This is a genomic window from Streptomyces scabiei 87.22 (genome assembly GCF_000091305.1).
In the GTDB taxonomy this organism is placed as follows: domain Bacteria; phylum Actinomycetota; class Actinomycetes; order Streptomycetales; family Streptomycetaceae; genus Streptomyces; species Streptomyces scabiei.
Genome location: NC_013929.1, coordinates 2,229,368 through 2,255,183 on the forward strand (window position 1 = coordinate 2,229,368; position 25,816 = coordinate 2,255,183).

Annotated in this window: 22 protein-coding genes; 20 read left to right on the plus strand and 2 right to left on the minus strand. The window is 72.3% G+C overall.

Going from position 1 to position 25,816, the window contains the following annotated elements:
* Positions 1-2: 2 nt before the first annotated feature.
* On the minus strand, positions 3-1,127 hold the full coding sequence (locus tag SCAB_RS09305) for a YihY/virulence factor BrkB family protein (protein WP_173402848.1): 1,125 nt from the start codon (positions 1,125-1,127) through the stop codon (positions 3-5).
* 566 nt (positions 1,128-1,693) lie between these two features.
* On the opposite strand from SCAB_RS09305, the gene SCAB_RS09310 reads away from it, so the two are divergent.
* The 20 genes from SCAB_RS09310 to SCAB_RS09400 all read left to right on the plus strand — a co-directional run bounded on the left by SCAB_RS09310 (position 1,694) and on the right by SCAB_RS09400 (position 25,210).
* Complete coding sequence (locus SCAB_RS09310) at positions 1,694-4,204, plus strand: Pls/PosA family non-ribosomal peptide synthetase (protein WP_173402849.1); 2,511 nt, start codon at positions 1,694-1,696, stop codon at positions 4,202-4,204.
* A gap of 14 nt (positions 4,205-4,218) precedes the next feature.
* Entirely contained in the window at positions 4,219-6,681 is a 2,463-nt protein-coding gene (locus SCAB_RS09315; RefSeq protein WP_012999813.1) for a non-ribosomal peptide synthetase, read from the plus strand.
* Positions 6,678-7,730 (plus strand): TauD/TfdA family dioxygenase, encoded by a 1,053-nt coding sequence (locus tag SCAB_RS09320; RefSeq protein ID WP_012999814.1) that lies wholly within the window; start codon positions 6,678-6,680, stop codon positions 7,728-7,730. The genes SCAB_RS09315 and SCAB_RS09320 overlap by 4 nt, the downstream gene beginning before the upstream one ends.
* Positions 7,727-8,770: a 2,3-diaminopropionate biosynthesis protein SbnB gene (sbnB, locus tag SCAB_RS09325; protein WP_012999815.1), complete on the plus strand. Its 1,044-nt coding sequence runs from the start codon at positions 7,727-7,729 to the stop codon at positions 8,768-8,770. The genes SCAB_RS09320 and sbnB overlap by 4 nt, the downstream gene beginning before the upstream one ends.
* Positions 8,771-8,816: 46 nt before the next feature.
* Positions 8,817-9,827: a 2,3-diaminopropionate biosynthesis protein SbnA gene (sbnA, locus tag SCAB_RS09330; RefSeq protein WP_012999816.1), complete on the plus strand. Its 1,011-nt coding sequence runs from the start codon at positions 8,817-8,819 to the stop codon at positions 9,825-9,827.
* A 111-nt stretch (positions 9,828-9,938) separates the two neighbouring features.
* On the plus strand, positions 9,939-11,582 hold the full coding sequence (locus tag SCAB_RS09335) for an acyl-CoA dehydrogenase family protein (RefSeq protein ID WP_037724503.1): 1,644 nt from the start codon (positions 9,939-9,941) through the stop codon (positions 11,580-11,582).
* Between the two features lie 360 nt (positions 11,583-11,942).
* Positions 11,943-13,271, plus strand: coding sequence for a helix-turn-helix domain-containing protein (locus SCAB_RS09340; RefSeq protein WP_012999818.1), 1,329 nt, complete (start codon positions 11,943-11,945; stop codon positions 13,269-13,271).
* 191 nt (positions 13,272-13,462) lie between these two features.
* A complete protein-coding gene (locus tag SCAB_RS09345; RefSeq protein WP_012999819.1) occupies positions 13,463-14,893 on the plus strand; it encodes a hypothetical protein in 1,431 nt (476 codons plus the stop codon).
* Positions 14,894-14,968: 75 nt separating this feature from the next.
* Complete coding sequence (locus tag SCAB_RS09350) at positions 14,969-15,550, plus strand: GNAT family N-acetyltransferase (protein ID WP_012999820.1); 582 nt, start codon at positions 14,969-14,971, stop codon at positions 15,548-15,550.
* 92 nt (positions 15,551-15,642) lie between these two features.
* A complete protein-coding gene (locus SCAB_RS49250) occupies positions 15,643-15,726 on the plus strand; it encodes a putative leader peptide (RefSeq protein ID WP_309486338.1) in 84 nt (27 codons plus the stop codon).
* 168 nt (positions 15,727-15,894) lie between these two features.
* Positions 15,895-17,586, plus strand: a complete 1,692-nt coding sequence (locus SCAB_RS09355; RefSeq protein ID WP_012999821.1) for a nitrite/sulfite reductase — start codon at positions 15,895-15,897, stop codon at positions 17,584-17,586.
* On the plus strand, positions 17,583-17,762 hold the full coding sequence (locus SCAB_RS44600; RefSeq protein ID WP_012999822.1) for a hypothetical protein: 180 nt from the start codon (positions 17,583-17,585) through the stop codon (positions 17,760-17,762). Before SCAB_RS09355 ends, SCAB_RS44600 begins: the two co-directional genes overlap by 4 nt.
* Entirely contained in the window at positions 17,759-18,514 is a 756-nt protein-coding gene (locus tag SCAB_RS09360; RefSeq protein ID WP_012999823.1) for a phosphoadenylyl-sulfate reductase, read from the plus strand. The genes SCAB_RS44600 and SCAB_RS09360 overlap by 4 nt, the downstream gene beginning before the upstream one ends.
* 95 nt (positions 18,515-18,609) lie before the next feature.
* Positions 18,610-19,146: an adenylyl-sulfate kinase gene (gene cysC, locus SCAB_RS09365; RefSeq protein WP_037724556.1), complete on the plus strand. Its 537-nt coding sequence runs from the start codon at positions 18,610-18,612 to the stop codon at positions 19,144-19,146.
* Positions 19,143-20,081 carry a sulfate adenylyltransferase subunit CysD gene (gene cysD, locus SCAB_RS09370; RefSeq protein WP_012999825.1) on the plus strand — a complete coding sequence of 313 codons (939 nt, stop codon included), beginning with the start codon at positions 19,143-19,145 and terminating at the stop codon, positions 20,079-20,081. The genes cysC and cysD overlap by 4 nt, the downstream gene beginning before the upstream one ends.
* A 2-nt stretch (positions 20,082-20,083) precedes the next feature.
* Positions 20,084-21,418 carry a sulfate adenylyltransferase subunit 1 gene (locus SCAB_RS09375; protein WP_012999826.1) on the plus strand — a complete coding sequence of 445 codons (1,335 nt, stop codon included), beginning with the start codon at positions 20,084-20,086 and terminating at the stop codon, positions 21,416-21,418.
* Between the two features lie 219 nt (positions 21,419-21,637).
* Positions 21,638-22,747, plus strand: coding sequence for an aliphatic sulfonate ABC transporter substrate-binding protein (locus SCAB_RS09385; protein ID WP_012999827.1), 1,110 nt, complete (start codon positions 21,638-21,640; stop codon positions 22,745-22,747).
* Between the two features lie 36 nt (positions 22,748-22,783).
* Entirely contained in the window at positions 22,784-23,572 is a 789-nt protein-coding gene (locus SCAB_RS09390; protein WP_037724500.1) for an ABC transporter ATP-binding protein, read from the plus strand.
* Positions 23,559-24,461 (plus strand): ABC transporter permease, encoded by a 903-nt coding sequence (locus tag SCAB_RS09395; RefSeq protein WP_012999829.1) that lies wholly within the window; start codon positions 23,559-23,561, stop codon positions 24,459-24,461. Before SCAB_RS09390 ends, SCAB_RS09395 begins: the two co-directional genes overlap by 14 nt.
* 5 nt (positions 24,462-24,466) lie before the next feature.
* On the plus strand, positions 24,467-25,210 hold the full coding sequence (locus SCAB_RS09400) for a sirohydrochlorin chelatase (RefSeq protein WP_012999830.1): 744 nt from the start codon (positions 24,467-24,469) through the stop codon (positions 25,208-25,210).
* A gap of 20 nt (positions 25,211-25,230) precedes the next feature.
* Here SCAB_RS09400 and SCAB_RS09405 read toward each other — a convergent pair whose 3' ends face one another.
* Entirely contained in the window at positions 25,231-25,815 is a 585-nt protein-coding gene (locus tag SCAB_RS09405) for a TIGR03086 family metal-binding protein (protein ID WP_037724497.1), read from the minus strand.
* Position 25,816 lies beyond the last annotated feature (1 nt).

Here is a 25,816-nt window from a genome sequence, read left to right on the forward strand (position 1 = left end):
CGTCAGTCCTCCCCCTTCTTCACGGGTGACCGCAGGCGCGACGTCACGTCCTCCGGGGGGAGGAAGCGGGACCAGCGCTCCGGGAACTCGGAGGGCATGTCGGGGTCCTCGGGGTCGTAGGTGCGGGCGGCGGCGGCACGGGCGACGTACTCGGCGGCCTGTTCCTCGCGCAGGCGCTCGTTGGCGGCGCGGGCGGCGGCCGTGGCTGCGGCCGGCCAGACGCGGTCGATCGCGGCGTTGACGGCGGCGCCGACGAGCACGGCGAAGGCGCCCACACCGATCCAGAGCAGGACGGCGACGGCGGCGGCCAGGGAGCCGTAGATCGTCGCCCCCTCGACCGTGTTGGTGAGATAGATGCGCAGCAGGAAGCTGCCCAGCACCCACATGCCGAGGGCGACGAGGGCGCCGGGGACGTCCTCGACCCAGGGCGAACGGACCGGCACCGACACGTGGTAGAGCGTCGTCAGGAAGACGATGGACAGGACGATCACGACGGGCCAGTAGAGGACCTGGACGACGGTCGCGGACCACGGGACGATCCGGACGACGGCGTCGGGTCCCGCCACCATCAGCGGCAGGGCGATCGAGCCGATGAGCAGCGCCACGAGGAAGAGCAGGAACGCCATGAGGCGGGTCTTGACGATGCCGCGGACGCCGTCGAGGCCGTACATGACGGTGATGGTGTCGATGAAGACGTTCACCGCGCGGGAGCCGGACCACAGGGCGAAGAGGAAGCCTATGGAGATGACGTCGGGGCGACCGCCCTTCATCACGTCGTCCAGGATCGGCTGCGCGATCTGTGCGACACCCTTCTCGGACAGGACGGTCCGCGAGGCCTCCAGCAGGTTGAGCTCCAGGCTGGCGATGGTGTCGGCGCCGGTCCAGTCGTCGACGTAGCCGAGCAGGCCGATCATGCTGAGCAGCAGCGGCGGCACGGAGAGCAGCGTGAAGAACGCCGCCTCGGCCGCCAGGCCCAGGATGCGGTACTCGATGCAGGAGTTGACGGTGTCCTTCAGGAGCAGCCAGGCGGTCCTGCGCTTGGACACGTCCCGGTAGAGGGCGCGCGCGCGATGGAGACGCCCATGGGGGCTCGCCGACGGTGGGGGTGACTGACTTGCTGGCTGCACGCCCTAAAGGTATCCGCCTGCGCGTGTCACCCTCACCTCCCGGTGCCGTGGGCCGCGCCAGGGTCCGCGTGCGACGCACGGCCCCCTCCGGTCGCGTGACGAGGCAGCAAACCCGGGGAAACCCAGGAGAAATCAAAGGTGATTCCGGATCGCCTTTTCTGTCATGCACGTGCTGGCCGAATCATGACGAGTCCGGAAGATGAACGATCCGGCGCATTCTTTTCTTTTCTTGGAAAGTTGCCCGCTGAAGCAGGGGGCGGGTTCGGGTCCGACATCCGCGGCGAGTTCGGGGAAAGGGCGGGAAAGCGTCAATCACCCGGCCATGCTTGACCTGTTCCCGAATGTACCGAAAGAATCCGGATTGCATTCCGCCGCGCCCATCCGGAGGAGGCGCCGGCGGAGCACACGCCGGGCCATCCCCTTCGGTCCCCAGCAGGTCCGATCGATTCCGTCCCACACGTCACCGCTTTCCTTTTCCGCACCCCTCCCCCCTTTCTGTCATTCCGCGCGCCGTCCCGTTCACCCCCGGGCGCCTTCCATCGCAACACCTGTCGCGGAGAAATTCAATGACACTTCCAGCGCCACGGTCCGTGGCGGAAGAACCGGGCGAGGCCGCGAGGGCCGAGCCGGACGCGGAGAAATCGAACACCACTATCGAACGACTTATGGCCGAACTCCTGGCCGATGTCGCACGCGTCGAACACGTGCCCGCAGAAAGCCACTTCTTCGACGACCTCGGTGCCAACTCGCTCACCATGGCGCATTTCTGCGCCCGCGTCAGGAAGCACCCGGAACTGCCGTCGGTGTCCATCCGGGACGTCTACGGTCACCCCACCGTCCGCAGCCTCGCCGCCGCGCTGACGAACGCCCCGGCGAGGCAGGCCGCCCCGCCGCCGCCCGCCGGGCCCGTGCCCGTGGGCAGCACCCTGCGCTACACCCTGTGCGGGGCCCTGCAGTTGCTCCTCTTCGCCGGGTACTGCCTGCTCGCCGCCGCCGGATACGTACGGGGGTACGCGTGGGTGGCGGACGCCTCGGGGCTCGTCGCGGTCTACCTGCGCTCGGCGGTCTTCGGCGCGCTCGCCCTGTCCGCCCTGTGCGCCCTGCCGGTCGCCGCCAAGTGGCTGCTGGTGGGACGGTGGAAACCCGTGGAGTTCCCCGTCTGGGGGCCTGCGTACCTGCGGTTCTGGACCGTCAAGGCGCTGCTGCGCACCAGCCCGATGATCCTGCTCGTCGGCACCCCGCTGTACGTGCTGTACCTGCGCGCCCTCGGGGCCCGCGTCGGACCGGGCGTCACGATCCTCAGCCGCACCCTCCCGGTCTGCACCGATCTGCTGACGATCGGGGCGGGCACGGTGATCCGCAAGGACTGCGCCTTCCTCTGCTACCGGGCGCGCGCCGGGCACATCCGCACCGGCCCCGTCACCCTCGGCCGGGACGCCTTCGTCGGCGAACACACCGTCCTCGACATCGGCACCGCCCTGGGAGACGGCGCCCAGCTCGGCCACTCCTCCGCGTTGCGGGACGGCGAGTCGGTGCCGGCCGGAGAGAGCTGGCACGGCTCACCCGCCCGGCGCACCGACGTGGACCACATCCGGGTCGCCCCGCTGCCCTGCGGCACGCTCCGGCGCGCCGGCTACGGCCTCGCCGCCCTGCTCCAGGCACTGCTGCTGTACGTGCCGCTGACGGTCGGCGGCGCCCATCTGCTGCTCACCGCCGCACCCGAGCTGGAGACCCTGCTCGACCCGGCGGCGCTGCACCTCACCTCGGCCCGCTTCTACGCGGAGGCGACGGCCCTGTCGCTCGCGCTGTTCGCCGGCTCCGTCGTCGTCGCGGCGGTCTCCGCGTTCCTCGTCCCCCGGCTGCTGCGCCCGCTGGTGCGGCCGGACCGCACCTATCCGCTGTACGGCTTCCACTACTCGGTGCACCGCGCGATCTTCCGCTCGACCAACCGGAAGTTCTTCACCTGGCTGTGCGGTGACAGCTCGTACATCGTCCCCTGCCTCCGTGCCCTCGGGTACGACCTCTCGCGCGTCGAGCAGACCGGCTCCAACTTCGGGACCGCGGTGCAGCACGAGACCCCGTACCTGGTGCGGGTGGGCAGCGGCACGATGGTCGCGGACGGGCTGTCGGTGATGAACGCGGAATACTCCTCCACCTCCTTCCGGGTGTCCCGCACGGCGATCGGCGGGCACAACTTCCTGGGCAACGCCATCGCCTACCCGGTGGGCGGGCGGACCGGCGAGAACTGCCTGCTGGCCACGAAGGTGCTGGTGCCGCTCGACGGCGAGATCCGCGAAGGGGTCGGACTGCTCGGCTCGCCGCCCTTCGAGATCCCCCGCTCGGTGGAGCGCGACAGCCGCTTCGACCATCTGCGCGAGGGCCCCGAACTCGCCCGCAGGCTCGCCGCGAAGAACCGCTTCAACCTGCGCTCGATGGCACTGTTCCTGTTCCTGCGCTGGCTGCACACCTGCGCGCTCACCGTCCTCGGCTTCGCGGCCTACGACCTCTACGGGCACGGCGACGAGCCGCGAGGACTGCTCGCGCTCGCCGCGCTGCCCCCGGCGGCGCTGGTGTTCACCGTCCTGTTCTACGCGCTGGTGGAACGGACCCTGACCCGCTTCCGGCCGCTGCGGCCCCGGCTGTGCTCCATCTACGACCCCGTCTTCTGGCGGCAGGAGCGGCTGTGGAAGCTGCCGGACGCCCACCTGGAGGCGTTCAACGGCACCCCGTACAAGTCCCTCGTCTGGCGGCTGCTGGGGGTGCGGATCGGGCGCCGGGTCTTCGACGACGGGGTGTACATCACCGAACGGACGCTGACGACCGTCGGGGACGACTGCACACTCGCCGCCGGGAGCAAGATCCAGGCGCATTCGCAGGAGGACGGCACCTACAAGTCCGACCACGTCACGATCGGCGCCGGCGGCACGCTGGAGGTCGGGGCGTTCGTCCACTACGGCGTCGTGCTGGGCGAGGGAGCGGTGCTCGCGCCCGACTCCTTCCTGATGAAGGGCGAGCAGGTGCCGCCGCACGCGCGCTGGGGCGGGAACCCGGCGACGGAGAACACCGGAGCACGGTGAATCGGGGGAGAACGATGGATCGGTCGGAGTCGGGCGAGGCCGCCCGCGCGTACTGGCACGAGGTGCTCACCGCCGGCGGGCGGACCGCGATACCGCGGTGGAGCACGGCCCCGGGGAAGGGGACGGGCGTCCTCGACGTCGCCCTGCCCGAAGGACTGTTGCCCGCCACGGACGGGACGGCCGCGCTGACGGCCGCCCACGCGAAGGTGCTCGCCGCGCTGACGGGCGAGAGCGAGGTCGTCACCGGCATGGTGGTGGACGGCCGCCCGCTGCCCTGCCGGATCACCGTCGCCCCCGGCGGCACCTGGCGCGCGCTGCGGGAGAGGGCGCGGCGGGCCACGGCGGAGCTGCGGACGCACGCCGGACATCCCGTGGACGCCATGTGGCACGAACTCGGTCTCGGGGAGCCGCCGTTCGAGACGGTGCTCGACCCCGACGGGGGCGACGACGGCCTCGGCGGGGAGGCAGTACTGCGGGTGGGCCTGGTGCACCACGACGGCGGCCCGGCGCTGCGGCTGCGCTACCGCACCGACGCGCTCGACGAGGACGCCGCGGCCCGGATCGCCGGGTACCACGTCACCGCACTCACCCTGCTGGCCACCGAACCGGACGCCGGGCACGCGCGGCGGAGCCTGGTGTCGGACGACGAACTCCGTTTCCAGCTCGACGAGTTGGCGGGGCCCGACCGCGACCTGCCCGACCGCCGGGTGCACGAGCTGTTCGAGCGGCGGGTCGTGACCCACCCGGACGCCGTCGTGGCCGTCCACGGCGAGCGGCGGTGGACGTACCGCGAACTCAACTCCCGCGCCAACCGGCTCGGTCGGGCCCTGCTGGCCCGGGGTCTTCGCCCCGAGGGCGTGGTCGCGGTGGTGACCGAGCGGAACCTCGACTGGATGGCGGCCGTCCTCGCCGTGTTCAAGGCGGGAGGTGTCTATCTGCCCGTCGAGCCGCACTTCCCCGCCGGGCGCATCGCGACCACGCTGGCCCGCGCCGGGTGCGAGCTGGTGCTCACCGAACGGGGCGCCACGGCCACGCTGGACGGGGCGCTGGCGTCCCTGCCGGGGGTGCGGCGGCTGCTGGTGGAGGACGCCTACGACGAGGCCCACCAGGACGTCGACCTCGGCCTGGAGATCGGGCCGGACCGGCTCGCGTACATCTACTTCACGTCCGGTTCCACGGGCGAGCCCAAGGGCGCGATGTGCGAGCACGCCGGGATGCTCAACCACCTGTACGCCAAGCTCGACGACCTCGGCATCGGTGAGGGGGACACGGTCGCCCAGACCGCCCCCCAGTGCTTCGACATCTCCCTGTGGCAGCTGCTGGCCGGACCCCTCGCCGGGGGCCGGACCCTGCTGGTGGAGCAGGAGGCGGTCCTGGACGTCGGACGGTTCGTCGACCGGGTCGTGGACGGCCGGGTGAACGTGCTCCAGGTCGTGCCGTCGTACCTCGAAGCGGTCCTCGCCCACCTGGAGCGGCATCCACGCGCGCTGCCCGACCTGCGGCGGGTGTCGGTGACCGGGGAGGCGCTGAAGAAGGAGCTGGTGGAGCGCTGGTTCGCCCGCGAGCCGGGCACACCCCTGGTCAACGCCTACGGGCTGACCGAGACCTCGGACGACACCAATCACGAGGTCATGGACCGGGCCCCCGAGGGGAGCCGGGTGCCGCTGGGCCGTCCCGTGCACAACGTCCGCGTGTACGTCGTTGACGAGAGCCTCTCGCCCGTGCCGCTCGGCGCGCCCGGGGAGATCGTCTTCTCCGGGGTCTGTGTCGGGCGGGGGTACGTCAACGACCCCGAGCGCACCGCGCACGCGTTCACCACCGACCCGTACCGGCCAGGCGAACGGCTCTACCGCAGCGGGGACCACGGGCGCTGGCGGCCCGACGGGAAACTGGAGTTCCTGGGCCGCCGGGACACCCAGGTCAAGGTGCGCGGCTTCCGTATCGAGATCGGCGAGGTGGAGAACGCGCTGCTCGGGGTGGCGGGCGTGCGGGACGGTGCGGTGGTGGTCGCCGGGGGCGGGCACCTGGTCGCCTTCCACTCGGGCCGGCCCCTGCCCGTCGAGGAGCTGCGGGACCGGCTGGCGGCCTCGCTGCCGGCATACATGGTGCCGTCGGTGTTCCACCGGCGGGAGAGCCTGCCGCTGACCGCCAACGGCAAGACCGACCGGCGGGCGCTGACGGCGCTGGCCGAGGAACTCGGCACGGGGGACGGGGAGGCGGGCGGGCCGCCCGCGACGGCGACCGAGGAGCGGCTGGCCGACGCCTGGGCCGAGGTGCTCGGGGTGCCGCGGGCCCGGATCGGCCGGCACGACCACTTCTTCGACCGGGGCGGCACCTCGCTGTCGGCGGTGCGGCTCGCGATCGTGCTGCGGCGGGCGGTGTCCCCCGGGGACGTGACCGCGCATCCGGTGCTGTCCGGGCTGGCCGGGCTGATCGACACGAGGGCCGGGGCCGCCGGAGCGGGGAGGCCGTCATGAGCTTTCTGAGCCGCCGCCGGGCCGCCGGGCGCCGCCGGGAGGACACGGCGACCGCGGCCTCCCTTCCGCTGCCGGACATCGTGCTGTCGACCGACTGTCCGCCGCTCCTCACCGTCACCCCCGGCGAACCCGCCTCCCGGTGGGCGGCCGGACGGCGGGAGGCGCTGCGGGCCGCGGTCGCGGAGCACGGTTCGCTGCTGGTGCGCGGACTCGGGCTGCGGGACGCCGCCGAGGTGGGCGCGGTCTTCCGGGGCCTGGCCGACACCCTGACGGTCGAGCGGGAGGCGTTCGCTCCCCGGCGGACGTACGGGGACGGCGTGCACGCGCCGACGGCCTGGCCGTCGAACCAGCCGATGTGCATGCACCACGAGTCGAGCTACGCCCTGGACTTCCCCGGCCTGCTGCTCTTCGCCTGTCTGGAGGCCGCCGGACGGGGCGGGGCGACCGGGGTCGCCGACGCGGCGGCCGTACTGGACGCGCTGCCGGCGGAGGTGACCGAGCGGTTCGAACGGGAGGGCTGGCTGCTCACCCGCTCGTACAACGACGAGATCGGGGCGTCGGTCGCCGAGGCGTTCGGCACCGACGACCGTGCCGCCGTCGAGACATACTGCCGGGCGCACTCGATCGACGTCGACTGGCGGCCCGACGGGTCGCTGCGCACCCGGCAGCGGCGCCCCGCCGTGCTGCGGCACCCGGTGACGGGACGCCGCTGCTGGTTCAACCAGATCGCCTTCCTCAGCGAGTGGACCCTGGACGCCGAGGTGCGCGCGTACCTGGTGGACGTGTACGGGACCGACGGACTGCCCTTCAACACCCGCTACGGCGACGGCGCTCCGATCGGTGCCGACGTCGTCGAGACGCTCAACGAGGTCTACGAGGCGCACACCGTCCGCCGGGCGTGGCGGCCGGGCGACCTGCTCCTCGTGGACAACATCCGCTGTGCCCACGGCCGTGAGCCCTTCGAGGGGCCCCGCGAGCTGCTGGTGGGCCTGGCCGATCCGGTTCGGCCGGCCGGTTTCCCGACGAAGGACGAGGTGAGTCGCGTATGACCGAGGTTCCGGGTTTCGCCGTGATCTCCGGCGCCCAGGTGCAGCAGGCCCTGCGGGGCCGGGAGCGGGAGATCGTCGGCCTGGTCGAGTCCGTCTATCTCCTGCACGGCGACGGGAACACGGGGGACACGGTCAATCCGCCGTCGTACTTCCTCCGCTTCCCCGACCGTCCGTCCTCGCGGATCATCGCGCTGCCCGCCTCGCTGGGCGGGAAGGTCGGGGTGGACGGGTTGAAGTGGATCTCCAGTTTCCCGGAGAACACGGCGTCCGGGCTGCCGCGCGCGTCGGCCGTGCTGATCCTCAACGACCATGCCACCGGCTATCCGTTCGCGTGCCTGGAGGCCTCGGTCATCAGTGCGGCCCGGACGGCGGCGTCGGCGGCGCTGGCCGCCGACCGGCTGAGCGGGGCGCGCCGGGGGGCGCCGCGCCCGGCCCGGGTCGGCTTCGTCGGCACCGGCCTGATCGCCCGGTACGTCCACACGTTCCTCGCGGCGACGGACTTCGTGTTCGAGGAGGTGGGGGTGCACGACCTGTCCGCGGACAGCGCGGCCGGGTTCCGGGGGTACCTGGAGCGGTCCGGCGCCACGGGCCGGGTGACCGTGCACGAGGGCGCCGAGGACGTGATCCGGGCGAGCGACCTGGTGGTGTTCGCGACGATCGCGGGCGAGCCGCACATCCGTGACCCGAAGTGGTTCGCCCACCACCCGCTGGTGCTGCACGTGTCGCTGCGCGATCTCGCGCCCGAGGTGCTGCTCGCGTCGGCGAACTTCGTCGACGACGTCGAGCACTGCCTCAAGGCGGACACCTCACCGCACCTGACCGAACGGCTCACCGGAAACCGGGACTTCCTCGACGGAACGCTCCACGACGTCCTCACCGGCCGGGCGGCCGTGCCGGCCGACCGTCCGGTGGTCTTCTCGCCCTTCGGCCTCGGGGTCCTCGACCTCGCGGTCGGCGCCCATGTCCACGGGGAAGTGGCCCGCTCCGGCGGACTGCGGGTCGTGGACGACTTCTTCCACGAGCTGCGCCGCCACGGCTGAGGGCCGGGCGCAGCGCGTACGACAGTGCACGACCAGGGGGGCAGCGGTGCCAGTCATATCCGTTCCCACGGACTTCAACGAGGAGGAGCTGTACGTCGATCTCTGCCAGGTCGTCGGACATCGGCTCTTCCTGAAGTGCGAGGGGTTCAACTTCGCCGGCTCGATCAAACTCAAGGCCGCGTCCGAGATGGTGCGGGCCGCCGAACGGGAGGGGCGTCTCGGGCCGGGGGCGACGCTCGTGGAGTCGTCGTCCGGCAATCTGGGCGTGGCGCTGGCCATGATCGCGGCGAGCCGGGGCTACCGGTTCCTGTGCGTCACCGATTCCCGGTGCAATCCGCAGACCCGGCGCATGATCGAGGCGCTGGGCAGCCGGGTCCACGTCATCTCCGAGCCGGACCCGCACGGCGGTTTCCTGGGGGCGCGGATCTCGTACGTCCGCGCGCTGTGCGCCACCGACCCGGGGTACGTGTGGCTGGACCAGTACACCAACGAGGCGAACCGGCAGGCGCACTACCGCACCACCGCGCCCGCCGTCGCCCGGCAGTTCCCGTGCCTGGACGTGCTCTTCGTGGGGGTCGGCACCTCCGGGACGCTGATGGGCTGCGCCCAGTGGTTCTGGGAGCGGCGGCGCCGGGTGCGGATCGTGGCCGTGGACAGCGTCGGTTCGGTGGCGTTCGGCGGGGCGCCGGGCCGCCGGATGATCCCGGGGCTCGGCACGAGCGTGGCCCCGGCGCTGCTCGACGCGTCGTACGTGGACGACGTCGTCCGGGTGGAGGAGATCGACACCGTACGGGCCTGTCACGGCATGGCCCGGCGCGGGTTCCTGTTCGGGGGCTCCACCGGCACGGTCGTCAGCGGCGCGGGCGCCTGGCTGGCCCGCAACGGCTCGCCCGACATGACGGCGGTGGCGATCTCCCCGGACCTCGGGGAGCGCTACCTCGACACGATCTACCGGCCGGGCTGGCCGCAGGAGCAGTACGGGGAGGCGGTGGCGGCGCCCGAGGAGGAGTTCGGGACGGGCGAGGTGGGGACGGGCGAACTGGCGGCGCCCGTCTGAGGCGGCCTCCGTGATCCGGTGCCGGACCGTCCTGGTCCGCGCCGGACACCGGTCGGCCGGACACCGGTGGCATCTCCGTGACGACGTCCCGCCGCCGGGTAGGTTCCGGACATGGCATCCAGCACCCACGAAGTGACCAATCAGGCTCCGCCCCTGGTGGACTACGACGTCTTCGCCGCCGACAAGGTGCTCGACGAGGCGGTCGCACGGCATCTGGCGCCGGAGGTACGGGACGAGGCCCGCGAGGAGCTGTCGGGGTTCGGCCGGACGTCGGGCTCCGCCCAGGTGCAGGAGTGGGGGCGGCTGGCGAACGAGAACCCGCCGAAGCTGCGGGCCTACGACCGGTACGGGAACCGGGTGGACGAGGTGGAGTTCCATCCGTCCTGGCACCGGCTGCTGGGCAAGGGCGTCTCGGCGGGGCTGACGGCGGCCTGGACGCGGCCCGGCGGGCATGTGCGGCGGGCGGCGGCGTTCGTCGTCTGGACACAGGTCGAGGCGGGCAACGGCTGCCCGCTGTCGATGACGCACGCGGCGGTGCCCGCCCTGCGCACGGACCCGGCGCTCGCCGCGGAGTGGGAGCCGCGGCTGACGTCCCTGCTCTACGACCGGGACATGCGGCCCGCCGCCCAGAAGGCGGGTGCCCTCTTCGGGATGGGCATGACCGAGAAGCAGGGCGGCAGCGACGTACGCGCCAACGCCACCGCGGCGCGGCCGCTGGCCGAGGACGGGACGTACGAGCTGACCGGTCACAAGTGGTTCTGCTCGGCACCGATGTCGGACGGGTTCCTGGTGCTGGCGCAGGCGCCGGGAGGGCTGACGTGTTTCCTGGTGCCCCGGGTGCTGGCCGACGGGTCGCGGAACGTGTTCCGTATCCAGCGGCTGAAGGAGAAGCTGGGCAACCGGTCGAACGCCTCCGCCGAGGTCGAGTTCGACGGGACGTGGGCGCGCCGGGTCGGCGACGAGGGACGCGGGGTGCGGACGATCATCGGGATGGTGGCGGCCACTCGGCTGGACTGCGCGCTGGGCGCGGCCTCGCTGATGCGGCAGGCGGTGGCCCAGGCGGTGCACCACTGCACGTACCGGGAGGCGTTCGGCGGGCCGCTGATCGACAAGCCGCTGATGCGCAACGTGCTCGCGGACCTGGCGCTGGAGTCGGAGGCGGCGACGGTGCTGGCGATGCGGGTGGCCGCGGCCTACGACGCGGCGGAGGCGGGCGCCGAGAACGAACGTGCGTTCCTGCGGCTGGCGGTGCCGGTGGCCAAGTACTGGGTGACCAAGCGCTGCACCCCGCTGGTGGCCGAGGCGGCGGAGTGCCTGGGCGGCAACGGCTACGTCGAGGAGTCCGGCATGCCCCGGCTGCTGCGCGAGTCCCCGCTCAACTCGGTCTGGGAGGGCGCCGGGAACGTACAGGCCCTCGATGTGCTGCGCGCGCTCCAGCGCGAGCCGGGAGCCCTGGACGCCTGTCTGCGGGAGGTGGGCGCGGCCCGGGGGGCCGACCACCGGCTCGACGGAGCGATCAAGGACCTGCTCACCGAACTCGCCGACCTGGAGGGCGTCGAGGCCCGTGCGCGGCGGCTCGTGGAGCGGCTCGCCCTCGTCCTCCAGGGCGCGCTCCTCGTGCGGTACGCGCCGCCGGCGGTCGCCGACGCGTTCTGCGCCTCCCGGCTGGGCGGCGACCGGGGCTCGGCATTCGGCACCCTGCCGCACACCCTGGACCTGGCGTCGATCGTGGAACGGGCGCGCCCGGTCGGCTGAGGCTCCGCCCCGGGAGGGACGCCGCGCCCGCGGCGGGCGCCCCTCTTCCGGGTGGTCCGGCGCGGGGGTGGTGCTGCGCCGACACGGCACCACCCCCGCCACCAGAGCCCCCACGAGCGGAGCACGTACGCCGCACCGGGCGACGTGGAACAAGTTTCGAGGAGGGCCCCGGCGGTCCGCCAGGGTTGCAGGGGGTTGCAACTCGTCGGCGCTCTGTGGCCGGAGTGCGTCCCTCCGTGGCCGAGAAGCGGCAGACTATGAAGCCCGCAGTCAACGCCGTCGCGCAGATCCGGGCTTCCGCGGCCACCGGGGCCGGGGAGGCACCGGCCTGCCGGGGAGGAACGAGTGCCGCACTCGCCGATGGAAGTCGCGCGGCTCACCGCCACGGACGCCGCCCGGGCGGCCCGCGTCCTCGGCGAGGTACACGCCCACACCCTCGACGGACGGCCCTCGAAACCCGCCCCGCGCCCCGCGATCCGCGAGTCCTGGGGGCGTACGGTGCGCAGCGGTGTCGACCCCGACCACGACTTCCGGTCCGATCTCCTCGGCCGCGACGAGATCGAGCGCCGCCGCCGGACCACACGGCTGCGTCACGTCCTGCCGGTCCTGCGGGAGGGGCTGCTCTCCCTCGCGGACACCACGCAGCACATCATGATGGTGGCGGACGCCGACGCCCGGGTGCTGTGGCGGGAGGGCAGTCCGGCCGTGCTCCGCAAGGCCGACGGACAGGGCCTCGGGATCGGCGCGGACCTGCGCGAGGAGACCGTCGGCACGAACGGCATCGGCACGCCCCTCGTCTCGCGCCGGGCCGTACAGGTCTTCTCCGCCGAGCACTTCGTGCGCGCGCTGCACCCCTGGACCTGCACCGGCGCCCCGGTCACGGACCCGCGGGACGGCAGGCTGCTCGGTGTGGTGGACATCAGCGGCCCCCTGGAGACGCTGCACCCCTCCACCCTCGCCCTGGTCGACGCGGTCGCCCGGCTCGCCCAGGCCCGACTGCGGGACCTGCACCTGACCTCGCTCGAACAGCTGCGGGCGGTGGCGGCTCCGGTGCTGGCCCGCATCGGCGGTCGCGCGGTCGCCGTCGACCGGGACGGCTGGACGGCGGCGGTGACCGGCATGCCGTACACCAGCCGCGTCGCCCTGCCCACCCCGCTCTCCCCCGGCCGCTGCCGGCTCCCGGCGCTCGGGCCGTGCACCGTCGAGCCGCTGCCCGGCGGCTGGTTGATACGCCCCACCGCCGATCCGGCGCTCGCCCCGGCCGCCACGCACATCACCCTCGACGTCTCCCGGCCGCGCCGCTGGAGCGTCACGGTGGCCGGCTGCGCGGGCTCCTGGACGCACGAACTCACCCCCCGCCACGCCGAACTGCTGTACCTGCTCGCCCTGCACCGCGGCGGCCGCAGCGCCTCCGCCCTCGCCGCCGACATGTTCGGCGACCCCGCGCGCACGGTCACCGTCCGCGCGGAGATGTCCCGGGTGCGCCGTTACCTCGGCGCCTTCCTCGACCACCGCCCGTACCGCTTCACCGAGCGGGCCGACGTCGAAGTGCTGCTGCCCGAGACCTCGTTGGACCTGCTGCCGCACTCGGTGGCACCCGGGGTGGTGCGGGCGCGGGGGGCCGTTCCCCTCGGCGTCCTCCACCCCGGGGAGCCACCGGGACACGAGCGCGCCGGGCCGGTCCCGTGAGCCCCGCTCGAACATCCGCAGCAGCTCCCGGTGAACGGATCATGGCCTCGGAGTGAGGGATCTCCCTGTATTTCCGGGGACCTCGGCGTGACACGTGTCCCACTGCCGTAGCATCGCTGCCAGGCCGCCCCACCTGCCTCCCCGTCAAGATCTTCTTCACGGGCGGCAGTTGGCCGTCCCCGGGAGGTTTTATGCAGCACCGCGGCAGGCACCGACGACGCAGACGGGGACGTGCGCTGCGCGCGACCCTGGCGGGCACCGCGCTGGCGCTCACGGCGGCGGCCACCCTGATCAGTACGTCACAGGCCGCGGGCGGCAGCACGCCGGGCGCCCTCTCCCCGATCACCTCGGCCGGTGAGCTGAGCAGGCTCCAGCTGCGCGAGACCCTGACCGACCCCTCCGCGCTGCGCACCCTGGCCGGCCGCACGGGCGGCGCGGTCGGTGTCGACGAGGTGCTGCACAGCGCGAACCACGCGATGCGCGGCCGGGGCGACTGTTTCGACAGCGAGAAGGGCAACCTGCCGGTCGAACCGGCGGCCGTGCGGGCGTACTGCTGGGAGGCGGGCGACGCGGTCGACGCCAAGTGGGTCCCCCGCTCGGTCACCACGTCCCGGGACAACCGGGTGATCGCGGCCGGCTGGTCGCACACCGGGCTGCGGAGCGTCCCGCCCGGCGGCGGCGCGGCGAACGCGGACCGCCCGGGCACGCGCCGAGGCGGTGCGGCCGTCCCCGTCGACGAGAAGGGGCTCGCCCGGGTCGCCTTCGTCGACGCGAGCGACCCGGCGAACCCGGTCTACCGATGGGTCCTGCTGGTCGTGCCGACCTCCGGCGGGCAGAACTTCGAGGGCCTGCGCTCCCGGCTCGGCGGCATGGCCTGGTACGACGACAAACTGATCGTCACCGCTCGGGGCCCGCACGGCCGCGCCGGGCAGGACGACTCCCTGTACGTGTTCGACCTGGCCCGCTTCCTGCGCGCCGACGTCACCGACAGCGACGCGATCGGCAGGACGGGCGAGGGCTGGTCGGCCCACCACTACCGGTACGCCCTGCCGGCGGTCGCCGCCTACAGCCCCCCGGCGGGCGCCGGCTGCGACGCCCGGGACAACGACGGGGTGCCCTGCCTCGGCTCGCTCTCCCTGGACCGGACGTCGACGCCGCCCACGGTCGTGGCGACCGAGCGGTTCCGGCGGGGCGGTGAGGAGCCCGCCCGCGTCTGGCGCTACGCCCTCGACATCACCGGCGACCGCACCGGCCTGCTCACCACCGGCGGACGCCGGAGCGACGCCGTCGCCACCGAGGCGTACGAGACCGAGGCCACCGGTGTCCGGGGCGTCCTCGCCCAGCGCGGCGGCTGGTACGTCGACCAGGCCGCCGAGGAGCGCGGCACGCACGGCACGCTCTGGCGGCAGGACGAGGGCGGGGCCGACGCCGCCAAGTGCCCGGCGGGCGGGTCGAGCGGTGCCTCGGGCGCGGACCTGGAGTCGTACGCCTGCTGGGGGCGGCACACCTCCTCCCTCTCCTACTCCCCGGAGACGGGCCAGCTGTGGACGCTCACCGATCCGATCCCCGAGCGTCTGCTCTACGCGGTGCGGCTGCGGGACGTCGACGGCGCCCTGGAGTAGGCCGGCCGCCCGGACCGCACCACGGGGTCCGGCCCGTCTTTGGAGGCGGGCCGGGCCCCGTGGTTGTCTGGGCCCATGAGCAGCAGCCCCGTCACCACCTGGTCCCTGGAGCAGACCTCGCCCAGCGATCTGCTTCCCGCCGCGGCGCCCGAGGGCGACGACGTCCGCATCGTGCGTGCCGAGGTCCCCTCCCCCGAGTTCAGCCGGTTCCTGTACGCCTCCGTGGGCGGCGACATCCGCTGGATCGACCGGCTGTCGTGGCCGTACGAGCGGTGGCAGGAGCACCTGGGCCGCCCGGGGGTGGAGACCTGGGTCGCCCACGACCGGGGCACGCCCGCCGGGTACGTGGAGCTGGACCCGCAGGACGACGGGGTCGTGGAGATCGCGTACTTCGGGCTGGTCCCGGCGTTCCGGGGCCGGCGCATCGGCGGACATCTGCTGTCGCAGGGGACGGCCCGCGCCTGGGACCTCGCCGAGCGCTGGCCGCAGCTGCCGCCCACCGAGCGGGTCTGGCTGCACACCTGCTCCCTGGACGGGGAGCACGCCATGGGGAACTACCAGCGGCGGGGTTTCCGGCTGTTCGACACGAAGGTGACCGAAGAGCCGGACGTCCTGGCGCCGGGCCCCTGGCCCGGAGCGACCGTTCCCACACCATGACCCACATCACACCGTCTCGCGATGCGGGACATCCTTGTCCGACATGTGGATAACGGTGGACTCGGTCTAAAGAGCCGTGCCACGCTTCCGTCATGTCTGGAACTGGAATTGCCTTGGTGAGTCGGCGGCACGTCGACCTCGGCCGCATGTCCAGCGCCATCTGTCCGGCGAGCTGACGCCCGACCGCGAGGGGTTGGACGACCCCGGGCCACACCGCCGCACCCACTCTGTTTCAGCCGGCGCAAGGACGCGCAGGCGCCGCACACGCTGCCCGCGTGTGCTCGCATGCGCGCGCAAGCGCAGGTCAGAGCCGCCTCTCCGCCTTTCCCGAAGGACATACACCCATGGCCGCCACCCCGCAGAACCCCGCCACGCCCCGCCGCAAGGTGAGCCGTCACCGTGGTGAGGGCCAGTGGGCCGCGGGACACTTCACCCCGCTGAACGGCAACGAGCAGTTCAAGAAGGACGACGACGGTCTCAATGTGCGGACGCGCATTGAGACGATCTACTCCAAGCGTGGCTTCGACTCGATCGACCCCAACGACCTGCGCGGCCGGATGCGCTGGTGGGGGCTCTACACCCAGCGCAAGCCCGGGATCGACGGCGGCAAGACCGCGATCCTGGAGCCGGAGGAGCTGGACGACAAGTACTTCATGCTGCGGGTGCGGATCGACGGCGGCCGCCTCACCACCCGCCAGCTGAGGGTGATCGGCGAGATCTCGCAGGAGTTCGCGCGGGGCACGGCCGACATCACCGACCGGCAGAACGTCCAGTACCACTGGATCCGCGTCGAGGACGTGCCGGAGATCTGGGAGCGGCTGGAGGCCGTGGGCCTGTCCACCACCGAGGCCTGCGGTGACACCCCGCGTGTGATCATCGGCTCGCCCGTCGCGGGGATCGCCGCGGACGAGATCATCGACGGCACGCCCGCGATGGCGGAGATCCAGCGGCGGATCATCGGCAACCCGGACTTCTCCAACCTGCCCCGCAAGTTCAAGTCCGCGATCTCCGGTTCGCCGCTGCTCGACGTGGCGCACGAGATCAACGACATCGCGTTCGTCGGCGTCCGCCACCCCGAGCACGGCCCCGGCTTCGACCTGTGGGTCGGCGGCGGCCTCTCCACCAACCCCAAGATCGGACAGCGGCTCGGCGCCTGGGTGCCGCTGGACGAGGTCGCGGACGTGTACGAGGGCGTCATCTCGATCTTCCGTGACTACGGCTACCGGCGGCTGCGCACCCGCGCCCGCCTGAAGTTCCTGCTCGCCGACTGGGGCACGGAGAAGTTCCGCCAGGTCCTGGAGGACGAGTACCTGAAGCGGAAGCTCGTCGACGGCCCGGCTCCCGACCAGCCGGTGGCCCGCTGGCGCGACCACGTGGGCGTCCACCCGCAGAACGACGGCCGCTTCTACGTCGGGTTCGCCCCGCGCGTCGGCCGCGTGGACGGGACCACGCTGACGAAGATCGCCGACCTCGCCGAGGCGCACGGCTCCGGCCGGGTCGCGACCACCGTCGAGCAGAAGATGATCGTGCTCGACGTCACCGAGGAGCAGGTCGACTCGCTCGTCGCCGGCCTGGAGGCGCTGGACCTCACGGTGAACCCCTCGCCGTTCCGGCGCGGCACCATGGCCTGCACCGGTATCGAGTACTGCAAGCTGGCCATCGTCGAGACCAAGGCGCGCGGCTCGCTGCTGATCGACGAACTGGAGCGCCGCATCCCGGAGTTCGACGAGCCGATCACCATCAACATCAACGGCTGCCCGAACGCCTGCGCGCGTATCCAGGTGGCGGACATCGGTCTCAAGGGCCAGCTCGTCCTGAACGACGCGGGCGAGCAGGTCGAGGGCTACCAGGTGCACCTGGGCGGCGCGCTCGGCCTGGAGGCCGGCTTCGGCCGCAAGGTGCGCGGTCTGAAGGTCACGGCCGACGAACTCCCCGACTACGTCGAGCGCGTCCTCAAGCGTTTCCAGGACGAGCGCGAGGACGGCGAGCGGTTCGCCGCGTGGGTCACCCGCGCCGACGAGGAGGCCCTGTCGTGAGCGAGCGAGCCGCACCCTTCTACTGCCCCTACTGCGGTGACGAGGACCTGCGCCCCAACGAGACCGGACACGGCGCGTGGGAATGCGGAGCCTGCAATCGAGCCTTCCAGTTGAAGTTCCTCGGGCTGCTGTCCCGGGGACTCCAGCGAGCCGACAGCGGAGGGGATCACATATGACTGCCGTCCAGGCGGATTCCGGCACTTCGGCCTCCTCGCCGGACACGGCCGGCCAGGACGAGGCGAGGCGCGCCGAGCTCAGGGCACTCGCCGAGCAGGCCGGCCGCGACCTGGAGGACGCCTCGGCGCTGGAGATCCTTCAGTGGGCCGCGGACACCTTCGGCGAGCGTTTCTGCGTGACGTCCTCCATGGAGGACGCGGTGGTCGCGCACCTCGCCTCCCGGGCCAGGCCCGGCGTGGACGTCGTGTTCCTCGACACCGGCTACCACTTCCCGGAGACCATCGGCACCCGGGACGCAGTCGAGGCCGTGATGGACGTCAACCTCGTCACGATCACCCCGCGGCAGACCGTCGCCGAGCAGGACGCCGAGTACGGGCCGAGGCTGCACGACCGCGACCCCGACCTGTGCTGCTTCCTGCGCAAGGTCAAGCCGCTCGAGGAGGGTCTGGCCCGGTTCGACGCGTGGGCGACGGGACTGCGCCGCGACGAGTCCGCGAGCCGGGCGGACACCCCGGTCGTCGGCTGGGACGACAAGCGCGGCAAGGTCAAGGTCTCCCCGATCGCGCGCTGGACGCAGGACGACGTGGACGCCTACGTCGCCGAGCACGGCGTGCTGACCAACCCCCTGCTCATGGACGGCTACGCCTCCGTGGGCTGCGCCCCCTGCACCCGCCGGGTCGCCCCGGGCGAGGACGCGCGGGCCGGCCGCTGGGCGGGCAACGCCAAGACCGAGTGCGGGCTGCACCTGTGAGCGCCGCGCCCGCCGACACCGCAGAGACAGCCGACACCGTCGGGAACACCGGCCCCGGGACGGGCCGTGCCCCCGCGACGAACCAGGAGAACCACGTGACGACCGGAGCCACCGTCTGGCTCACGGGTCTGCCGAGCGCCGGCAAGACCACCATCGCCCATGAGCTGGCGGGCCGCCTGCGCGAGGACGGCCACCTCGTGGAGGTCCTCGACGGCGACGAGATCCGCGAGTTCCTCACCGCGGGCCTCGGCTTCAGCCGCGCCGACCGCCACACCAACGTGCAGCGCATCGGGTTCGTCGCCGACCTGCTCGCCCGTAACGGCGTCAAGGTGCTCGTACCGGTCATCGCGCCGTACGCCGACAGCCGCGAGGCGGTCCGGCGGCACCACGCGGCGAGCGGTGCCGCGTACGTCGAGGTGCACGTGGCCACGCCGGTCGAGGTGTGCTCGGAGCGCGATGTGAAGGGTCTGTACGCCAAGCAGGCGGCCGGGGAGATCTCCGGACTGACCGGGGTCGACGACCCGTACGAGGCTCCCGAGGCCCCGGACCTGCGCATCGAGTCGCAGGACCAGACGGTCCAGGAGTCCGCGGCGCTCGTCCACAAGCTGCTCACCGAGAGGGGTCTGGCATGACGACCACCGTCGCCGCCGTTCCGGGGGAGACCGGCACCCCGTACACGCTGTCCCATCTGGACGCGCTGGAGTCCGAGGCCGTCCACATCTTCCGCGAGGTCGCGGGCGAGTTCGAACGGCCGGTGATCCTCTTCTCCGGCGGCAAGGACTCCATCGTCATGCTGCACCTGGCGCTGAAGGCGTTCGCCCCCGCGACGGTCCCCTTCTCCCTCCTGCACGTCGACACCGGGCACAACTTCCCGGAGGTGCTGGAGTACCGCGACCGCACGGTGGCGCGTCACGGACTGCGGCTGCACGTGGCCTCCGTCCAGGACTACATCGACCGCGGCGTCCTGCGCGAGCGCCCCGACGGCACCCGCAACCCGCTGCAGACCGTGCCGCTCACCGAGAAGATCCAGGCGGAGAAGTTCGACGCCGTCTTCGGCGGCGGCCGCCGGGACGAGGAGAAGGCCCGCGCCAAGGAGCGGGTGTTCTCGCTGCGGGACGAGTTCTCGCAGTGGGACCCGCGCCGCCAGCGCCCCGAACTGTGGAACCTCTACAACGGACGCCACGCGCCCGGCGAGCACGTCCGCGTCTTCCCGCTCTCCAACTGGACCGAGCTGGACGTCTGGCAGTACATCGCCCGTGAGGGCATCGAGCTGCCGGAGATCTACTTCGCCCACGAACGCGAGGTGTTCCAGCGGGCCGGTATGTGGCTGACGGCCGGCGAGTGGGGCGGCGCCAAGGACGGGGAGACCGTCGAGAGGCGCCTCGTGCGCTACCGGACCGTCGGTGACATGTCCTGCACGGGCGCCGTCGACTCCGACGCGGCGACGCTGGAGCAGGTCATCACCGAGATCGCCGCCTCCCGGCTGACCGAGCGGGGCGCGACCCGCGCCGACGACAAGATGTCCGAGGCCGCGATGGAAGACCGCAAGCGCGAGGGGTACTTCTAAGCATGAGCACGATCACCGCCGAGGAACTCTCGGCCACCACGCTGCTGCGGTTCGCGACCGCCGGTTCCGTCGACGACGGCAAGTCCACCCTCGTGGGCCGCCTGCTGCACGACTCCAAGTCGGTCCTCACCGACCAGCTGGAGGCCGTGGAGCGCGTCTCGGCCAGCCGCGGCCAGGACGCCCCGGACCTCGCGCTGCTCACCGACGGCCTGCGGGCCGAGCGGGAGCAGGGCATCACCATCGACGTGGCCTACCGCTACTTCGCCACCGCCAAGCGCCGGTTCATCCTCGCGGACACGCCGGGGCACGTGCAGTACACCCGCAACATGGTGACGGGTGCCTCCACCGCCGAGCTGACGGTGATCCTGATCGACGCCCGCAACGGTGTCGTCGAGCAGACCCGCCGGCACGCGGCCCTCGCGGCGCTGCTGCGCGTGCCGCACGTGGTGCTCGCCGTGAACAAGATGGACCTGGTCGCCTACGAGGAGCCCGTGTTCGCCGCGATCGCCGAGGAGTTCACGGCGTACGCGACCGAGCTGGGCGTCCCGGAGGTCACCGCGATCCCGATCTCGGCGCTCGCCGGTGACAACGTGGTGGAGCCGTCCTCGAACATGGACTGGTACGGCGGCCCGACCGTCCTGGAGCACCTGGAGACGGTCCCGGTCACCCACGACCTGAGCCACTGCCACGCCCGGCTGCCCGTGCAGTACGTGATCCGTCCGCAGACCTCCGAGCACCCCGACTACCGGGGGTACGCCGGTCAGATCGCCGCGGGTTCGTTCCGTGTCGGCGAGTCGGTGACGGTGCTGCCGTCGGGCCGTGCCTCGAAGATCTCCGGCATCGACCTGCTCGGCGAGCCGGTCGACGTCGCCTGGACCACCCAGTCGGTGACCGTGCTCCTCGAGGACGACATCGACATCTCGCGCGGCGACCTCATCGTGCCCAGCAAGGACGCCCCGGCGACCACGCAGGACATCGAGGCGACCGTCTGCCACGTCGCCGACCAGCCGCTCACCGTGGGCCACCGGGTGCTGCTCAAGCACGGCACGCGCACGGTCAAGGCGATCGTCAAGGACATCCCGTCCCGGCTGACGCTCGACGACCTGTCCCTGCACCCGCACCCGGGACAGCTCGTCGCCAACGACATCGGCCGGGTGAAGATCCGTACCGCGGAACCGCTGCCGGTGGACTCCTACGCCGACTCCCGCCGTACGGGCTCGTTCATCCTGATCGACCCCAGCGACGGCACGACGCTGACCGCCGGCATGGTCGGCGAGTCGTTCGCCTCCCCCGAGCCCGTCAAGGACGAGGCCGAGGACGACGGGTGGGACTTCTGACATGAGTTCCCAGGACTTCTACGGGACGTTCGCGAAGGAGGGCGGCCGCGTGGGCAGCGGCGCCCTCGGCAGCGGACAGGGCGGGGTGGCGCGATGTGTGCGCTGACGTACGCGCACTGCCTGCGCGCCCTCACCCCCCACCGCCGTAGACGAAAACCCGACCTCCCGGCCACGACCTGAGAGACCGTGACCGCCGGGCCTCCGAGAGGAACACCTCCCGTGCCTGCTCAGCGCTCCGCCGCCTTCCGCCGCACCTTCGCGGCCCTCACCGCTCTCCCGCTGCTGGCCCTGGCCGCCTGCGGCTACGGCTCCCAGTCCACGGAGTCCACGACCGACAAGGTCGCCGCCGGTGCCAAGAAGATCGACGGTCTCGACACCGTCAACATCGGCTACTTCGGCAACCTCACCCACGCGACCGCTCTCGTCGGCATCCAGAAGGGCTTCTTCCAGAAGGAGCTCGGCGGCACCAAGGCGAAGTACACGACCTTCAACGCCGGCCCCTCGGAGATCGAGGCCCTCAACGGCGGCTCCATCGACATCGGCTGGATCGGCCCGTCCCCGGCGATCAACGGTTACACCAAGGCCGACGGCGCCAACCTGCGCATCATCGGCGGTTCGGCGTCCGGCGGTGTGAAGCTCGTCGTCAACCCCGACAAGATCAAGTCCCTGAAGGACGTCAAGGGCAAGAAGATCGCCACCCCGCAGCTCGGCAACACGCAGGACGTGGCGTTCCTCAACTGGATCGCGGAGCAGGGCTGGAAGGTCGACGCGAACACCGGCAAGGGCGATGTGTCGGTGGTCCGCACGGAGAACTCCGTCACCCCGGACGCCTACAAGTCCGGTGCCATCGACGGTGCCTGGGTGCCGGAGCCGACCGCGTCCAAGCTGGTCGCCGAGGGCGCGAAGGTGCTGCTGGACGAGGCCGACCTGTGGCCGGACAAGAAGTTCGTGATCACGAACATCATCGTGCGCCAGGAGTTCCTGAAGGAGCACCCGGACGTGGTGGAGGCCGTGCTGCGCGGCTCGGTCAAGACCAACGCGTTCATCGGCTCGAACGCGGACGAGGCGAAGGCCGCGGCGAACGCCCAGCTCAAGGCCGACTCGGGCAAGGAGCTGCCGGCGGACGTGCTCGACCCGGCGTGGAAGTCCATCCAGTTCATCAACGACCCGCTGGCGTCCACCCTGCAGACCGAGGCCGACCACGCGGTCAAGGCCGGTCTGCTGGAGAACCCGAAGCTGGACGGGATCTACGACCTGAAGCTGCTCAACAAGGTCCTCAAGGCCGAGGGCGACGACGAGGTCAGCGACGCCGGTCTCGGCGTCAAGTAACCGCGAAGTCCGATGAGTTCCCAGGAGGTGACGACCATGGCCACCGCACTCGCCAAGGCCGCCGACGGCGTCCAGGCGGCCGAGCACGCCGCCCGTATCGAGCACGTATCGAAGTCCTTCTCCGGACCGGCCGGGCAGCAGCTCGTGCTGGACGACATCACGCTCGATGTCGCCCCCGGCGAGTTCGTCACCCTCCTGGGGGCCTCGGGCTGCGGCAAGTCGACGCTGCTCAACCTGGTCGCGGGTCTCGACGCCCCGACCGCGGGCAGCATCACGACCGACGGGCGTCCGGCCCTGATGTTCCAGGAGCACGCCCTGTTCCCGTGGCTCACCGCGGGCAAGAACATCGAACTCGCCCTGAAACTGCGGGGAGTTCCGAAGAACGAACGGCGCGAGCGGACCGAGGACCTGCTCGGTCTGGTCCGGCTGAAGGGCGCGTACGGCAAGCGGGTGCACGAGCTGTCCGGCGGTATGCGCCAGCGCGTGGCCCTCGCCCGCGCCCTGGCGCAGGAGAGCAAGCTGCTGCTGATGGACGAGCCGTTCGCCGCGCTCGACGCCATCACCCGGGACGTGCTGCACGACGAACTGACGCGGATCTGGAGCGAGACACAGGTGTCGGTGCTGTTCGTGACGCACAACGTGCGCGAGGCGGTGCGGCTGGCCGAGCGGGTCGTCCTGCTGTCCTCGCGCCCCGGCCGGGTGGCCCGCGAGTGGACCGTGGGCATCCCGCAGCCGCGCCGTATCGAGGACACCGCCGTGGCGGAGCTGTCCGTCGAGATCACCGAAGAACTGCGTAGGGAGATCCGCCGCCATGGCCAGCACTGAGACCAAGAGCGGCCCCGGACGCGCCGACGACGCGGACGATCTCGCCGGGCTGGAGGCGGGCCTCGACGCGCTGGACTCGGTGCAGACCGGGCGCCCGCCGCTGCGCCAGGTGCTCGTCCGGAAGGTGCTGCCCCCGGTCATCGCGGTCGCCCTGGTACTGGCGGTCTGGCAGCTCCTCGTGCTGGCGGAGGTCGCGCCGGCCTACAAGCTGCCCGCGCCCTCCGCCGTATGGGACGAGGTGCGGCAGGCCTGGTTGCAGGGGACCCTCCTGGACTCCATCTGGACCAGCGTCTCGCGCGGTCTGCTCGGCTTCCTGGCCGCGCTGGCGATCGGCACCCCGCTGGGGCTGCTGGTGGCCCGGGTCCGGGTCGTCCGCGCGGCGATCGGCCCGATCCTGTCCGGTCTGCAGTCGCTGCCGTCGGTGGCGTGGGTACCGGCCGCGGTGGTCTGGCTGGGGCTGGAGCCGTCGGTGATGTACACGGTGATCCTGCTCGGCGCGGTCCCGTCGATCGCCAACGGTCTGGTGTCCGGCATCGACCAGGTGCCGCCGCTGTTCCTGCGGGCCGGCCGCACCCTGGGCGCGACCGGGCTGAAGGGCACCTGGCACATCGTGATGCCGGCGGCGCTGCCCGGCTACGTGGCCGGTCTGAAGCAGGGCTGGGCGTTCTCCTGGCGCTCGCTGATGGCCGCCGAGATCATCGCCAAGGCACCCGACATCGGCTCGGGCCTCGGGCAGATGCTGGAGGCGGGCCGCACCAACAGCAGCATGCCGCAGGTGTTCCTCGCGATCTTCCTGATCCTGATCGTCGGTATCGCCATCGACCTGCTGCTGTTCAGCCCGCTGGAGCGGTGGGTGCTGCGCAGCCGCGGCCTGCTGGTGAAGAGCTAGTCCCCATGGCCGAGCATCCGGTTCTCCTCGTCGTCGCCCACGGCAGCCGCGACCCGCGGCACGCCGCGACCGTGCACGCCCTCGTCCGGCGGGTGCGGGCGCTGCGCCCCGGGCTGCGCGTGGAGACCGGTTTCCTCGACTTCGACACCCCCTCGGTCCCGGCGGTGCTGGAGTCGCTGGCGGCCCAGGGCGTCCGGGACGTGGTGGCCCTGCCCCTGCTCCTGACCCGCGCCTTCCACGCCAAGGCGGACATCCCGGCGGTCCTGCGGGAGGCACCCGCCTCCCTGCGCGTCCGCCGGGCAGGGGTGCTCGGTCCCTCGCCCCTGCTGCTGTCGGCGCTCGAACGCCGGCTCTACGAGGCGGGGCTCAGCCCCGCCGACAAGTCCTCGACCGGGGTCGTGCTGGCCTCGGCGGGGTCCTCAGACCCGGAGGCGATCGCGGTGATCGCCGACATCGCGCGGGAGTGGTGGCACACCGGTTGGTGCGCCGTGCGGCCCGCGTTCGCCTCCGCGTCCCTGCCCCGCACCGAGGACGCCGTCCGCGAACTGCGGGCCCTCGGCTGCGAACGGGTGGCCGTGGCGCCGTACGTCATCGCCCCCGGACGACTGCCGGACCGGATCGCGGCCGGCGCGGCCGGGGCGGGCGCGGACGTCCTGGCCGAGGTGCTCGGCCCCTCCCCCGAGCTGGCCGCGCTGCTGCTGCGCCGCTACACCGCCGCCCTCGGGCAGCGGCAGCTCGCCGCGGCCTGAGTCCGTCCCGCCCGGCGTCGTCAGACGCCCCGTGCGGGGTTCCTGCCGCTCGACGCCAGCGCCCTGTCGAACACCGGTGCGTCGGCCGGTACCGGGACCGGATCGGCGAAGCCGTCGTAGCGGCGGTAGAGATCGCCGTGGGTCTCCACGACGCCGAGGACGAAACGGGCGGCGTCGTCCGGGACCCGGAAGGACTGGCCGGTGGCGGTCGCCACGTCCCAGCCGTGGACGGCCATCTCCTTGATGATCATGCCGGCGAGGTCTGCGGCGGGCAGCGGGCCCATGCCGAGGTCGACGTCGCCCTCCCACACCGCCGGGTCGGCCCAGGCCGTGACCGCGCGGTCCAGCCGGGCCGCGTAGGCGTCGGCCCAGTCTGGTGCGGCGGTGAAGTCGCGCTGTGTCAGTTCCTCGGGCAGTGGCTTGCGCAGGGCGCGGTGTTCGAGTCCGTGCGAGGTGTAGAGGACCCAGTGGTTGACCAGGGCGCGGACGTCCCAGTCGCCGCAGTGGGTGGGACGGGCGAGCTGGTCCGCCGTGACACCCCGGGCGACCCGGGCCGCCTCGGTGGCGCATTCGACCATGTACGGATAGGCGTCGTGCTGGTTCATA

Bases quoted from the DNA above. Each gene is read 5' to 3' on its own strand.
- SCAB_RS09395 (WP_012999829.1), top strand. From the start codon at position 23,559: ATGGCCAGCACTGAGACCAAGAGCGGCCCCGGACGCGCCGACGACGCG.
- SCAB_RS09335 (WP_037724503.1), top strand. From the start codon at position 9,939: ATGGCATCCAGCACCCACGAAGTGACCAATCAGGCTCCGCCCCTGGTG.
- SCAB_RS09320 (WP_012999814.1), top strand. From the start codon at position 6,678: ATGAGCTTTCTGAGCCGCCGCCGGGCCGCCGGGCGCCGCCGGGAGGAC.
- SCAB_RS09345 (WP_012999819.1), top strand. From the start codon at position 13,463: ATGCAGCACCGCGGCAGGCACCGACGACGCAGACGGGGACGTGCGCTG.
- SCAB_RS09405 (WP_037724497.1), bottom strand. From the start codon at position 25,815: ATGAACCAGCACGACGCCTATCCGTACATGGTCGAATGCGCCACCGAG.
- SCAB_RS09315 (WP_012999813.1), top strand. From the start codon at position 4,219: ATGGATCGGTCGGAGTCGGGCGAGGCCGCCCGCGCGTACTGGCACGAG.
- SCAB_RS09310 (WP_173402849.1), top strand. From the start codon at position 1,694: ATGACACTTCCAGCGCCACGGTCCGTGGCGGAAGAACCGGGCGAGGCC.
- SCAB_RS09360 (WP_012999823.1), top strand. From the start codon at position 17,759: ATGACTGCCGTCCAGGCGGATTCCGGCACTTCGGCCTCCTCGCCGGAC.
- SCAB_RS09355 (WP_012999821.1), top strand. From the start codon at position 15,895: ATGGCCGCCACCCCGCAGAACCCCGCCACGCCCCGCCGCAAGGTGAGC.
- cysD (WP_012999825.1), top strand. From the start codon at position 19,143: ATGACGACCACCGTCGCCGCCGTTCCGGGGGAGACCGGCACCCCGTAC.
- SCAB_RS09375 (WP_012999826.1), top strand. From the start codon at position 20,084: ATGAGCACGATCACCGCCGAGGAACTCTCGGCCACCACGCTGCTGCGG.
- SCAB_RS09390 (WP_037724500.1), top strand. From the start codon at position 22,784: ATGGCCACCGCACTCGCCAAGGCCGCCGACGGCGTCCAGGCGGCCGAG.
- SCAB_RS49250 (WP_309486338.1), top strand. From the start codon at position 15,643: ATGTCTGGAACTGGAATTGCCTTGGTGAGTCGGCGGCACGTCGACCTC.
- SCAB_RS09400 (WP_012999830.1), top strand. From the start codon at position 24,467: ATGGCCGAGCATCCGGTTCTCCTCGTCGTCGCCCACGGCAGCCGCGAC.
- sbnB (WP_012999815.1), top strand. From the start codon at position 7,727: ATGACCGAGGTTCCGGGTTTCGCCGTGATCTCCGGCGCCCAGGTGCAG.
- SCAB_RS09350 (WP_012999820.1), top strand. From the start codon at position 14,969: ATGAGCAGCAGCCCCGTCACCACCTGGTCCCTGGAGCAGACCTCGCCC.
- SCAB_RS09340 (WP_012999818.1), top strand. From the start codon at position 11,943: ATGGAAGTCGCGCGGCTCACCGCCACGGACGCCGCCCGGGCGGCCCGC.